This is a genomic window from Candidatus Accumulibacter phosphatis (assembly GCF_012939955.1).
Lineage (GTDB): Bacteria > Pseudomonadota > Gammaproteobacteria > Burkholderiales > Rhodocyclaceae > Accumulibacter > Accumulibacter delftensis.
The window spans coordinates 1-11,059 of record NZ_SPMY01000074.1 but is presented as its reverse complement, the minus strand read 5'-3'; the positions used below and the strand labels follow the sequence as shown (position 1 = coordinate 11,059).

At 62.7% G+C, this 11,059-nt stretch carries 15 protein-coding genes and 1 pseudogene; 4 read left to right on the top strand and 12 right to left on the bottom strand.

Annotated features, from left to right (window positions below; genetic code table 11):
- Nucleotides 1-43 precede the first annotated feature (43 nt).
- The 8 genes and pseudogenes from E4Q23_RS20260 to E4Q23_RS24255 form a co-directional block, all read right to left on the bottom strand.
- Nucleotides 44-328, bottom strand: coding sequence for an integration host factor subunit beta (locus tag E4Q23_RS20260; RefSeq protein ID WP_169068309.1), 285 nt, complete (start codon nt 326-328; stop codon nt 44-46).
- A 159-nt stretch (nt 329-487) separates the two neighbouring features.
- The gene (locus tag E4Q23_RS20255; protein ID WP_169068308.1) at nt 488-1,456 is read right to left on the bottom strand and encodes a tyrosine-type recombinase/integrase; all 969 of its coding nucleotides are present in this window, start codon (nt 1,454-1,456) and stop codon (nt 488-490) included.
- Between the two features lie 38 nt (nt 1,457-1,494).
- Nucleotides 1,495-1,785 (bottom strand): type II toxin-antitoxin system RelE/ParE family toxin, encoded by a 291-nt coding sequence (locus E4Q23_RS20250; protein ID WP_169068307.1) that lies wholly within the window; start codon nt 1,783-1,785, stop codon nt 1,495-1,497.
- Nucleotides 1,778-2,050 (bottom strand): type II toxin-antitoxin system ParD family antitoxin, encoded by a 273-nt coding sequence (locus E4Q23_RS20245; protein ID WP_169068306.1) that lies wholly within the window; start codon nt 2,048-2,050, stop codon nt 1,778-1,780. Before E4Q23_RS20245 ends, E4Q23_RS20250 begins: the two co-directional genes overlap by 8 nt.
- Nucleotides 2,051-2,421: 371 nt before the next feature.
- Nucleotides 2,422-2,637: a hypothetical protein gene (locus tag E4Q23_RS20240; protein ID WP_169068305.1), complete on the bottom strand. Its 216-nt coding sequence runs from the start codon at nt 2,635-2,637 to the stop codon at nt 2,422-2,424.
- A gap of 34 nt (nt 2,638-2,671) precedes the next feature.
- Nucleotides 2,672-3,337, bottom strand: coding sequence for an SDR family oxidoreductase (locus tag E4Q23_RS20235; RefSeq protein WP_169068304.1), 666 nt, complete (start codon nt 3,335-3,337; stop codon nt 2,672-2,674).
- Nucleotides 3,338-3,490: 153 nt separating this feature from the next.
- Nucleotides 3,491-3,745, bottom strand: coding sequence for a hypothetical protein (locus E4Q23_RS23340; protein ID WP_211203862.1), 255 nt, complete (start codon nt 3,743-3,745; stop codon nt 3,491-3,493).
- Nucleotides 3,746-4,010: 265 nt separating this feature from the next.
- Nucleotides 4,011-4,130 (bottom strand): annotated as a pseudogene (locus E4Q23_RS24255) (DUF2905 family protein); the annotation flags it as partial.
- A gap of 28 nt (nt 4,131-4,158) precedes the next feature.
- Here E4Q23_RS24255 and E4Q23_RS23335 point away from each other — a divergent pair.
- Nucleotides 4,159-4,419, top strand: coding sequence for a hypothetical protein (locus tag E4Q23_RS23335; protein WP_211203861.1), 261 nt, complete (start codon nt 4,159-4,161; stop codon nt 4,417-4,419).
- A gap of 531 nt (nt 4,420-4,950) precedes the next feature.
- Here E4Q23_RS23335 and E4Q23_RS20220 read toward each other — a convergent pair.
- Both E4Q23_RS20220 and E4Q23_RS20215 read right to left on the bottom strand, forming a co-directional pair.
- Nucleotides 4,951-5,205, bottom strand: coding sequence for a hypothetical protein (locus E4Q23_RS20220; protein ID WP_169068303.1), 255 nt, complete (start codon nt 5,203-5,205; stop codon nt 4,951-4,953).
- Nucleotide 5,206: 1 nt separating this feature from the next.
- On the bottom strand, nt 5,207-6,181 hold the full coding sequence (locus E4Q23_RS20215) for a ParM/StbA family protein (RefSeq protein WP_169068302.1): 975 nt from the start codon (nt 6,179-6,181) through the stop codon (nt 5,207-5,209).
- A 507-nt stretch (nt 6,182-6,688) separates the two neighbouring features.
- Between E4Q23_RS20215 and E4Q23_RS20210 the strand changes: the two genes are divergently transcribed.
- From E4Q23_RS20210 to E4Q23_RS24995, 3 genes are read left to right on the top strand one after another with little or no spacing between them, the layout of a single operon-like run.
- Nucleotides 6,689-7,972, top strand: a complete 1,284-nt coding sequence (locus E4Q23_RS20210) for an SPFH domain-containing protein (protein WP_169068301.1) — start codon at nt 6,689-6,691, stop codon at nt 7,970-7,972.
- Between the two features lie 2 nt (nt 7,973-7,974).
- Nucleotides 7,975-9,255 carry a hypothetical protein gene (locus E4Q23_RS20205; RefSeq protein ID WP_336511746.1) on the top strand — a complete coding sequence of 427 codons (1,281 nt, stop codon included), beginning with the start codon at nt 7,975-7,977 and terminating at the stop codon, nt 9,253-9,255.
- The gene (locus E4Q23_RS24995) at nt 9,239-9,409 is read left to right on the top strand and encodes a hypothetical protein (protein WP_336511745.1); all 171 of its coding nucleotides are present in this window, start codon (nt 9,239-9,241) and stop codon (nt 9,407-9,409) included. The genes E4Q23_RS20205 and E4Q23_RS24995 overlap by 17 nt, the downstream gene beginning before the upstream one ends.
- A gap of 261 nt (nt 9,410-9,670) precedes the next feature.
- Here the strand turns inward: E4Q23_RS24995 and E4Q23_RS23330 are convergent, their stop codons facing one another.
- Together E4Q23_RS23330 and E4Q23_RS20195 are read right to left on the bottom strand one after the other, a co-directional pair.
- Nucleotides 9,671-10,174 (bottom strand): hypothetical protein, encoded by a 504-nt coding sequence (locus E4Q23_RS23330; RefSeq protein ID WP_211203860.1) that lies wholly within the window; start codon nt 10,172-10,174, stop codon nt 9,671-9,673.
- A 251-nt stretch (nt 10,175-10,425) separates the two neighbouring features.
- Nucleotides 10,426-10,809, bottom strand: a complete 384-nt coding sequence (locus tag E4Q23_RS20195) for an ATP-binding protein (protein WP_169068299.1) — start codon at nt 10,807-10,809, stop codon at nt 10,426-10,428.
- Nucleotides 10,810-11,059 lie beyond the last annotated feature (250 nt).

The following is an 11,059-nucleotide window of genomic DNA, read 5'->3' as shown; positions in this document are numbered from 1 at the left end:
TGTATACATACCGGCGCACGAACAGAACGCAATCAAGAAGCGCTTATCTGCCCGAGTCGACCTTGGTACGCAGTTCTTTCCCCGCCTGAAAGTGGGGCACAGCTTTCGCTGGAACCCGCACGGCCTCACCGGTTTTTGGGTTGCGCCCAGTACGGGGCGGCCGGTAGTTGAGCCCGAAGCTTCCGAAACCGCGTATTTCAATGCGGTCCCCCTTCACCAGCGTGTTGCTCAGCGCTTCAAGAATGGCCTTGACCGCAAGTTCAGTATCTTTGGTTGTGAACTGCGGGAAGTGGGCAGCGAGTCGGTTGATGAGTTCGGAGCGGATCATAGGCGAATTTTACGCGGCACTTCCGCTCGGGAGCGGTGGCAAACTACACAACGCCCGGCGCGACCCCGGCGCGATGAGGCACGTCGGCAGGATGTCGCGGCGGAAATCAGAGCAACAACCCAGTGGCGGTTTGTGACTGATAGAGGACGCGAGCATTCGCTAGTAGGCGACTTTGAACGTCGGACTGTCCTCCGGCCGGGTCTTGCGGTGATCGTAAATGCGCGTAGTGGCGATGTTGGCGTGACCCAGCCACTCCTGCACCTTGGCGATGTCGGCTTGGTGGTCAAGCGCGTTGGTCGCAGCAGTCGCCCGCAACGCGTGCGCCCCGATCGCGAAACCCAGCGCCGTTGAGTATTGCCGTACCAGTTTGTAAACTGCGTCGGGCGTGATCGCTCTTTCCAGTGTGCCGGTGCAGTTGTTGCGGATGGGCCGGAACAGTGCGTCCGTATTGTCCGCGCCATGCCCGGCGACCTCAAGATAGTCGCCGATCAAGCCGCTGGCCGCGGGGTGCAGCGGGACATAGCGGATCTTGCCGCCCTTGCCGAACACCTTGAGGTGCGGCACCCCGCGCCGCTCGTGCTTGAAGTCCTTGACCTTCAGCCGGCACAGCTCCTCGCGGCGTAGCGCGTGATAGAGCAGGGTGGCCAGGATGGCGCGGTCGCGCTTGCCCTTGAGCGACGCGCCGTCGGGTGCGTCGAGCAGCTTGCGCGCCTGGTGGTCGCCGAGGGCCGGGGTCTTGCCTTCGTAGCTTTCCACCGGCGGGCGCTTGACGCCCTTGACTGGGTTGTGGGTCACGGCGTTCTTTTCGCACAGGGACTCGAACAGCGACGACAGCGCCGCCAGGCGATGCCGTACGGTCATGCCGCTCAAGGCGCGCTGCACCAGGTCGTCACGCCAGGCGATGACGTGGCCGCGGGTCACGGTGCGAAATTCCTCGGGCTTCACGATGCCGGTGAACTTCATGAAATCCCCGAGGGCGTTTTCGTACGCGCGACGGGTGGCCTTGTTGCCGAGATTGGCGAACCATTCGATTTCGGGGGGAACATCGGCCAGGCGCTGGAACTGTTCGGCGGTCAGGAGCCGGGAAGCGACGGCTGGGGGGGCGGGGAGGGGGCTGGTGTCGCTCACGGGGTGGTCGTCCAATCCTTCGACAAGATCACGCCGGGTCATAGGTGGCTTTTGACATCCATGGCGTCGTGAAGCACGCGAACGATCTCAAGGCGCTGACCGTTACGGCGATAGAACACCAGGTGACGTTTCACTTGCAGCCGCCGATAGCCTGCTCGGATAGGATCGTACGGCGTTCCCAACTCGGGAAACTTCAGAAGCCCCTGGATCTCTCGGTCGAGGTCATACAGATACTGATCCGCTTGCGCGGCGCCCCATTGCTGAACGGTGTAGCGCCAGATCTCCTTGAGGTCGCGGCGGGCGCGCGGACGAACAAGCAGTTCAAGCATCCACGGAACCGCTCTTGGCCTCCTGGCGTGCCTCCTGGCGTGCCTCCTCGATGATCGACGCCATCGCGAAGGGCACCGGTTCGCCGCTCGTCTCGCCCTCGATCAGGGCCTGACGCAAGGCGCTCACTTTTTGCTCGTGCTCTTCGAGCAGCCGCATCGCGGCGCGCACCACCTCGCTCTTGGACTCGAAGCGTCCGGCATCGATCTGCTGGGCGATGAAGCCCTCGAAGTGTTCACCCAGGGTGACGCTAGTGTTTCTCGGCATGACGGCTCCTTTCTGGGCTGATTTTGTGTATTAGATACTAATACAGCGGCGATCGAGCGTGAGCAACAGCTTGCAGGCATTTTACTATTGATAAAATAGGTTATCGAACGTAAAACCAAGCCGCGATCTGGCCTGCGGGCCTGGGCGAGTTGGCGACGCAGGCGGTCGTTCTCCCGCGTGAGCTGATCAAGTCGCCGGGCCTCGGCCAGCGCGGGGTCGGCCTTTCGTCCGCGCCTCTGTGGTTCGAATGCGGCCTGTTCGATTGCCGCGCGCTTCTTGCGCCAGGTGGAGAGAAAGGATGAATAGATCCCCTCCCGGTGCAGCAGGGCGTCAATTTCGCCCAAATTCGTGCAGCCGCGAACAATCTGCCGCTAGCGGGCCAACGCCGATCGCGTTACGTGCGCAACGGCCGTCGTTCTGTCAGCCAAAATACTGCCTGTATTCAAAGCGATCGCCGCAAGCTTTTCGCCGGCCGAAAACAACGTCATGTCGAGCCATTTCAAGCCGCTGCCCGAGGTTTCCGCCAGCTTGACCACATCTGGATCGTCGGACGGTTGCTCTAACGTCCATTCGCAGAACGACGCCATTTGCCAGCACGACCGGGGTGCCCGGATCCCAGTCTTACCACGGCAGGATTTCGCCATTCTGGTGCAGGAATCGTCCGGTGGTCTCGAGTTCGAGCTCGTCGATGCGCTGCACGAGCCCGCGAACAGACTCGTCCGTCTCGATCATGCCCTGGCCGCCGGTCATCTCGGTGCGCACCGCGCCCGGATGCAATATGACTACAGCGACCCCTCGGGGTTTGAGGTCGTGCGCCAGGGAGACGCCGGCCGCATTAAGCGCCGCCTTGCTCATACGGTAGCCGTAGTAGCGCCCGGAGGTGTTGTCGCTGATGGAGCCCATGCGACTGGTGATGAGCGCGACCTTCGAGCCTGGATGAAGGCGCGAGGCGAGAGCCCGCGTGAGAAAGAGCGGCGCGATGGCGTTGAGTTCGAACTGCGCGCGCACCGCGTCGAGATCAACATCTTCGAGCGAGTCGCCAACGAGCAGGCCCGCGTTCTGGACCAAGAAGAGGTCAATGTCGTCGTGTGCGAGGCGTTCGGCGAGCTTTGACAACGCTGCAGGCTCAGTGACGTCAATCTCGCATTCGACACGCACTCCGAGCGCGTCGAGCTCCGGCGAGCTCTTGCGACACACCGCAACCACGATCGCTCCGCGTGCATTGAGCTGCCGTGCGAGTTCGAGACCGATCCCACGATTTGCACCTGTGACGACTGAAACACCCATACCGTTCCTCCTCTTCGATCCGCCTCGAACCCGGCCGGTAGGCGGCCCTCGCTTGCAGCCCTGGCACCTCTTCTCGGCAGAAGAGGATAGGGTCGTTAACTGCGAGAATAGGACAGTTTGAAATCAGAAGCCAGAAGCATCACCCAGCCAAGATCAGCCACCATTGCTCCCGAACTGCAACCTCTGCCTCGCCCACTCCACCGGAAATTGCTGCATCAAATCTCTCAAGGTCAGATGTGCTGGCTGTTTCCCCGCAAGACAGGTCCCGTGCAGGACAGCATTGATGTCGTCCGCTTTCAGCCGCTCCAGCTTGCCGCACACTTCCCCGGTTGGCAGCGCGACCACCTCGATGCCCTTCTCCTCGCCGGCGTCAGAGACAGCGGGCATGATGGGCAACGCGCCGTACATCCCCGTTCCAATGTACAGTCGTTTCCGGTGCCAAGGGATGGCTTCTTCGGCGGAAAGGGTGTAAGTCCATACGCTGCGTGATAGGTCTTCGAGGGCCCCTTCGCCCGCTTTCGGATACGTCCCTGTTCGATGACGACATCGTAGACGTAACGCGCGCCCTCAACCTCGATCTCGCCAAAACTCTGCATGTGCATCTTCATCGCTGGCACTCCTGGGAAGAAAGACGCTTTCAGTAAAGGTCTCGCGTGTAGCGGTAGCGGTGAGGTCAAGTCTTTTTGTCAGCCGCGACAGTCGATACCAGGAGAAGCGTCTTCAGCGGGACGGAGAAGCTGAAGTTCTTCCGGTCGTTGGAGAAGTCGCCCGGGAAGCGACCCCATGGAGTCTTCGACGAAGGCCAAGCGAGTTACCAGCGCGTGGCGATTGCTCGTTTTCTGGCGATCGAAAAACGGGTGCGCCATCGTTTGACGTACCAAGCTTGGCAGGTGGTCGGGGGCTTCCCGCTGAAAAGCGCTCAAGGCGATTCGCTCGATTGCCGCAGAGCCCTGCGCCAGGCCGTTCCCTCACCCGGGAAGTGGGCTTTGCATGCGACATCTCGAACCTCGTTCTCGTCGTTCTTGTCCGTTAATGTGAAACAACGCAATCTTGGGGCGCAAAAAAAGCATCGCCGACGATGACGTCGCGATGCCAGGAAAAGAGCCGGGCGGACCCACTCTGATGCCTCTGTCAAGCACCACCCCTGGTGCCTCTAACTTTGGTCGACGAGCAGACCGCGCTTCAATATGTTTCATGATACGGGGTGGCTGCCGGCTCTGCAATGATCGTTAAGGGCATCTTGCGGAAAAGCGCAACGCCAGGGAAGGGCCCACCCAGTCAAGCCGCGAACGTCCGCTAGAGTTCTTGTTGCGCAAAATCGGGACCGTTGGCTTCTGTCCCCAGAACCTGCTGGTAACGCTGTGGGTAAGCGGTGGATAAACCGCGGATAGCTGCCTTGGCCCGGCCTCCGCCAAGCGAAACGCTCCGCCGCCCAAGAATTAGGCGTTGCCAGCAACCAATTAGACCGCGCGTCGGCTCGGTTGCGAGGCGCGCACAACGTTCTTTTCGGGTGCTCGCAGGCTTGCGGGACCACAGGGTCGGTCGGGCGTCGGCGGCAAACCGAGCTTTTCTCGGGGCTGCTCATCGCACCGGAACGCTCGTGCTGCTCGGGGTTACAGCCCCTCAGCCAGTTTCCGAATGATCGTATTCGCCGACTGCTTCCCATCGGCTGCCTCTCCCTCCATCGGATGCTGCAAGTTCGCCGGAGCCTGACCTCGTGACGAACCCTGACGCAAGTCCCTCAAGCCGATCATGGCCAGCACTCTGAGCCGTTCTGCCCGCTCTCGTATCGCGACGGTACCAAGATCGGCAAGCAACTCCGGGTAGGTGCCCGTCGGAATCTTCACCACAATGCGCAGCGACGACATCTCAAGCGCCCATCCGCCAGAACCCGCGCACGTTCGCAAAAACCGGCGCCTCCGGCGTCGACACCTTGAGCTGCGGGAACGCGTCCTTGATCGCCTCCTCAAAGAACCCCGCGCCGCCGCCTACCAGCAGCACCAGGTCAGCGCTCGCGTTCTCCTTCCGCAGGGATTCTCGCAAGCGGGTGGTGACGATCGGCCCGACCTTGTCGGCAGCCTTCTTCAGGTAGGGCGCGACTTCGACCCGCTCGCCGAGAAGGCGGACCTGCGCGTGTCCTTTGCGGAGCGTGTGCTCCAGACGTTCTCTGCCGACGTTGCCCCCAAAATCCTGCGCGATCAGGCGAACGGCTTCGTCGAGGATCACCGAAGACGCCTCCAGGCTCGTGCCACACGACTGGCGCCGCAGCTCGCCGTTACTGATCAGAACCCAGTCGACCGAGAAAAATCCGGGGTCAACGACTAGCACCCGGCTATCCTCGATTTCCGAGGCATCCGGCAATCCCCAGACGTAGTCGACGAAGCCTCCCACGGGTTGCGGGACGACCTTGACCTGGTTCACCGTGATCTTCCGCCGCGGCGTGATTTCGTGCTCTCCCCGCATCTGCCCGGCCAAGCGCTCGCGCAACTCGGGGTTGAGATATTGAGTGACCGGAAGCCCGGTGACGACGCGATTGATCTCGTCACGCTCGGCGAGCAGAAGCGCGGCATGGAAGAGGGCGCGATAAGAGGCCGTCGACGGGTAGTCCTCGTGCAACTCGCGACTCCATAGCTCGGCGCGATCCGGCGATAGACCGGCGACAAACGGTTCCCCGTTGACCAGCACGCGCAAGAAATCTTCCTCGCCGTTGCTGGCAATCTTTTCTCCGAGCCGGTCGGCCGGCGCAGCGCCAGCGGGTCGCAGCAGAACCCGGGGTTCGCCGCCGGGGTCACCGCAGGCCAACTTGAGGTTGGAATAGCCGATATCGATTCCGAGAACTGTCATGTCAGGTTTTCTCCTGGGTCACGTCATTGACCAGCGCGCCCGGAAGTGGGCAGCGAAGCCTGGCAGACGTACTGCAGGAAACCTGCAGGCACACAAGAGGAGCGTTCAACGTTCCTTCGCGCGTTCAGTGCGCCGCCAGTGCACCTGATGCTATGGAAACGGTCGGCCCAGCGGCATTCGAAAAGCGACCACGGAGGACGCATTTCGCCGAGGAAGGGAAGGGCTCTTCAGCGGCCAGCCGCCTGCACACGTCGCAGATCCCCCCGCTTGACGGGCACGTTCACGGCCAGGTTGTGAAGATTTGTTCACACCCCTGAAGAAATGACGACCTCCCGGTAGAAAAGCCGCCGGCCCGTGACGAAACTGCCCCCGCGTCGCCTTTGAACCCTCCGCAGCACTTGGACGACCATGGATTCCATGCCGAACCGGGGTGCGGACCGATCTTCCCGACCCCGCGGCGGGGCTCTCGTCCCTTTCATCGAAGATCATGCTGTGGGGAGAAACATCATGTCGGAACAGCTCACAAAGATTGCCCAACACGTTCGCAACGCGCTGGGTAGCGCGGCTACGGGTGTCGGTTCGCTGGCTGTCCGCTGCGGCAGCGCCATCCGTCGTCACGCCGTTGGCCTCACCACGCTCGGTGTGCTCACCGTCGGCGGTTACGCCCTCTACACGAATCCCCCGGTGCAGAGCATTGGTCGTGGGGAAGTCGGCATCCGCCTCAATCAGCTCACCGGCGATTCGGTCGAAGTGCACGAAGGCGCCGCGGTCGTCATTCCCCATCTGCACGAGCTGCGCCGCTTCTCGCTGCGCGACCAGGTCTATCGCCCGATCGATGGACTCGAAGCCAACGGCCCTGCGCCTTTCCAGTCGGTAGAGGGGCTCTCGCTGGGCATCGACATCTCGGTGCGCTACGCGCTCGACCCGAAACAGATCGTGGCCGTGGCCAGGAACCTGCCCGAGGACGTCAGTGGTGAGATCGTCGAGCCGGTGGTGCAGGGTGTGCTCTACAAGACCCTGTCGCGCTACACCGTGCGCGAGATTTTCTCGAGCAAACGCCAGGACATCCAGGAGTCCATCGAGCGCGAACTGAAACCCCGCCTGGCGGCTGACGGGATTGTTCTGGAGTCGGTGACCCTGGGCAAGGTGGACCTGCCGCGCGACTACCGGTCGGGCATGGAAACCCTGCTCGCCGAAGAGCTCGCCAGCGAAAAAATGCGCTACACGCTGGAACTCAAAGACAAGCAGGTCAAGCAGAGCGAACTCGAAGCCCTGGCCCAGAAGGTTCGCCGGGAAACCGCCGCCGAGGCCGCCGGCCAGGAGCAGGTCATCGCCGCCAAGGCACAGGCTGAAGCGATGAAACACGTCCTGCCTTTCAAACAGAAACAGATCGAGCAACGCGGCTTAGAGGCCGAGGCCGAGAAGGTGACCCGGATCAAGCGCGCCGAAGCCACCGCCCAGTCGCGTCGCATCGAGGCGGCCGGCGAAGCCGATTCGCGCCGGCAGCTGGCCGACGCCGAAGCATATCGGCAGGAGCGCATGGGAAAAGTCGCCAGCGAGCAGCTGGCGCGTGACGGCGCGCTGATCGACAAGCATCCGCTCCTGATCCAGAAGACGATGGCCGACAAGCTCTCCGACAAGATTTCGGTGATCATCGCGCCCCCGCCCCGCGATGGCGGCTTCATCGGTGCCGCCTTGCTCGGTAGCGGTCGAGGGACGCCTGCGCCGTCAGGACGCTATGAGGCGCCGGACGGTCGAGCCGCAGAAGACAGTTCCGAGGGAGGGCAATGACCATGCTGGCCACCGCACTCACCATCATCGCCATCGTCACCCAGGATCAGGCCGGCCTGCGTGCCGCCCCGCGGGAAAGCGCCGCCCAGCATGCCGTCTTGTGGCAGGGTGACAGCCTGGAAATCCGTGGCACCAAGGGCGACTACCTGCAGGTCTACGACCATCGCCGGGAACGTGCCGGCTACGTCCGCGCGAGCCAGGTTCGGCCGCAGTCGCTGAAACCGGAAAACGCTCCCGAACTGCTTGCCGTGGTCCGTTTTCTGCGCGACACGCCCGGGGCGGAAGCCCTGGGCATCAGCTATGCGGCCGCCTATCTCAAGGCGGCACCCGCGGAAGCCATCGATGGCGAAGTGTTCGACGCGCTCGGCACCTTCGCCGAACGTCTCGCCCGAAGCGCCAGCTCGCGCCGGGCAAAGAGACCCGACAGCGCCGTTGGCGAACATCTCGAAGTCGCCGCCGCTTACGGCGTGACCATGGTCAGCGTCGAGCGCGACGATCAAGTCCAGCTCTGCTACGACGGCGACGCCTTCCGCCGTGTCCTCGCGCTGCCGGCGAGCGATCTGCAGAAAGCCCTGGCAGCTCTGGCGCTCACTCGTCACGATTGCGTTTCACCGAGGCTGACGCCGGTCGAGCGGTTCGCTCTCGACAACTGGCGGGCCGAAGTGCTGGACCGGATCGACACGTCCCAGCTCCCGGAGGTCCTCAAGAACCGCCTGCACCTGCGCAAGGCCGGGGTGTGGGCAAGTCTCGCCTGGCAACGGGCGAGACGGTCCGAACTCGGCACCGCGGCCGTTGCCGAGGCAGGTAACCGCGCGGTGGACGAACTGGCGGCGATCAACCAACACGAGTTGGCGGAAAGCGATGCCGCGACCTACAGCGACGCCGCGATTCGTGTGGGCGCTTCGCGCTGGGCCGCCGAGCCCGGGCTCCCGCTCGAGCCGATCAAGGCGCCGGTCGGTCTCGGGATCGTCACCACTCCCGGTGAACCAGGCGAGACCTGCGTTCATCTGGTCGATGCGCGACACGACGTGAAGAACCCGCTTCTCAGGCGCTGTACCTACGGTATCGTCTGGTCGGCATCGGCCGTCACTCACCCCGAGGGGGGCGCCCTGACCCTGGCTGTGCAGCCGCTGGACACCTGGCGCGAGATGTGGGTCTTTCGCCAGGAACCAACGGGTTGGATTCTCGATGTCGTACCGCCGGCGACCGACACCCCCCGACCTTGGCTACGTCGAATTCGCCGGATGGGTGCCGGGCCGCACGAAGATGCTCGCCGCCCGTGAGGCGAAGGTGGACGGCCGCTACAAGATCAGCTTCGAGTTGCTGAACCTGTCCAGCCTGGAGGTCGAACGCTGGGCCGACAAACCTTCTTCGCTGTCTGTCTTCTACCGGAGGCAGTCTCCAGCGTGGAAGGCGGGGACAGTGAGCATTCGCTGAGGTTTTCTGGAGGCGACTCGCGTGGAAGCTGCGGGGAGTCTTCCTCGACATCCTCCTTCAGGCGATGGATCGCGAACGAACGGGTCGCGGTCCATCGCCTGCTGCCCGTCGGCAGGCTTGAGTCGTGTTCGTCACGCCAAACGGCGTTCGTTCTGTCGAGGGGCGATGACCCTTCCCTTGCCGGAAGCGGGAGGAGACACTCCGCTGGTCGGCGAAAGGGCGAGGGTTGCGGATAACCTCGGGCCGAAAGGCCCGGGGCGTCTATTCCGGCTGGTCAAGAACCATGGCGCGTTGATACAGATCGACGGTCAAGGCGGCAAGGTGTTCCGGTGTCGCGCGATCGCCCTGGGCTTCGAGGACGGCCTTCAGGATGCCTTCGAGTACGACGGTGTCGAGTGTAGGGGTTTCTAGTTCTTCAGCATCGCCGGGGCTGCCAGAGGCCGTGGTGTCAACCGCGAGGATTTGGGCAGTGGCGCGTCGGCCGCGTCCTGTCGCGAGCCAGTCAAGGGTGACGCTCCCGGCGGTGGCAATGGCCAGAGACTTGTCCAGCGATGGCATTCGCCCATCGCTGATGTACGCCCGGAGGACGGATTCCGCGAGGCCACATCGCTTGGCAAAAGATGCAACCGACCCCGGTCTGATGAGCACCTTCAAACGGGCTGCCAGCGCGCCCGATTCGACTGCAGGGATTGACAGTCGGTCGTTGCCCTGTTCAGACGCCGTTCCATCCGACGGTGGCTCTCCATCGATCGTGGTCTTGCTCATGTCGCTCCTTTCAAAACCGGTGCTTTTGAGGCCGGGAAGCCAGAGGGCCGGCCCGGGTACAGTCGAGGCGAGGGCCGCCGGTTGTTCGTGTCCTGCATTTCTTTTCACGAATTATGCACTCGCAAGCGCCCCGATCATCGCCGTCCGCAATGATCGGTCAAGGCCGGTGCTGGATTCTTGGCTCTATATTAGCGCTGCAGTAGTATCCGGCAGAAGCACGCGATCGTCTTCCTGGAACCCGTTGGGGGACCTTACTGCGCCCCTCCAACCCGCATCCGCTGTAATGTCAGCACGAAACTCACGCCATCTTCCACGTTGCGAACGGTGATTGTCCCGCCCATCTTGGCCATGTACGTCTTGGCGACGAAGAGACCTTGGCCGCGGTTACCGTTGGCGCCGGCTTCCGCATGCTCGGAAACGCCGTACTCGAAGATCTTGTCCAGGAAATCCTCAGCAATCGGCTGGCCGACATTGTGAATGATCACCGTCGCCGTGGTCTCCGTGCTCTCCAGGGTGAGTGTGATCGGCGTGCCCGGCTGACGGTACCGATCCGCGTTCTTGAGGATGTGCCAAATCCATAGCTTACGATGGTCAGTGCGTCGCCATTGACTCGACAGTTGTCCGACGATCGCCAAATAGACGGTGTCCGCGGAGTGCCTTTCCGTAGCAGCGAGCGCCGCCGAAAGATATCAATATTCTTGCTAAAGTCCTGCGATTCCAGTAACTTGGGTGCTCACGTTGGGGGTGCCGCGCTGCTCGGGTGTGGCTGAGAGAGTCCCTTCGAACTGTACGGGTCATGCCGTCGTAGGGAAGCGGACGCGCACCATGTTTGCTTTGTCGGCGCAGGTGATAGCCTTCACTCCGTCTCGCTCGTCTTGCTGACCC

Coding starts and splice junctions, on each gene's coding strand:
- E4Q23_RS23340 (WP_211203862.1), bottom strand. CDS start 3,745: ATGTACGGCGCGTTGCCCATCATGCCCGCTGTCTCTGACGCCGGCGAG.
- E4Q23_RS20220 (WP_169068303.1), bottom strand. CDS start 5,205: ATGTCGTCGCTGCGCATTGTGGTGAAGATTCCGACGGGCACCTACCCG.
- E4Q23_RS20210 (WP_169068301.1), top strand. CDS start 6,689: ATGTCGGAACAGCTCACAAAGATTGCCCAACACGTTCGCAACGCGCTG.
- E4Q23_RS20250 (WP_169068307.1), bottom strand. CDS start 1,785: ATGCTTGAACTGCTTGTTCGTCCGCGCGCCCGCCGCGACCTCAAGGAG.
- E4Q23_RS20205 (WP_336511746.1), top strand. CDS start 7,975: ATGCTGGCCACCGCACTCACCATCATCGCCATCGTCACCCAGGATCAG.
- E4Q23_RS24995 (WP_336511745.1), top strand. CDS start 9,239: ATGCTCGCCGCCCGTGAGGCGAAGGTGGACGGCCGCTACAAGATCAGC.
- E4Q23_RS20240 (WP_169068305.1), bottom strand. CDS start 2,637: ATGGCGTCGTTCTGCGAATGGACGTTAGAGCAACCGTCCGACGATCCA.
- E4Q23_RS20215 (WP_169068302.1), bottom strand. CDS start 6,181: ATGACAGTTCTCGGAATCGATATCGGCTATTCCAACCTCAAGTTGGCC.
- E4Q23_RS20260 (WP_169068309.1), bottom strand. CDS start 328: ATGATCCGCTCCGAACTCATCAACCGACTCGCTGCCCACTTCCCGCAG.
- E4Q23_RS20235 (WP_169068304.1), bottom strand. CDS start 3,337: ATGGGTGTTTCAGTCGTCACAGGTGCAAATCGTGGGATCGGTCTCGAA.
- E4Q23_RS23330 (WP_211203860.1), bottom strand. CDS start 10,174: ATGAGCAAGACCACGATCGATGGAGAGCCACCGTCGGATGGAACGGCG.
- E4Q23_RS20245 (WP_169068306.1), bottom strand. CDS start 2,050: ATGCCGAGAAACACTAGCGTCACCCTGGGTGAACACTTCGAGGGCTTC.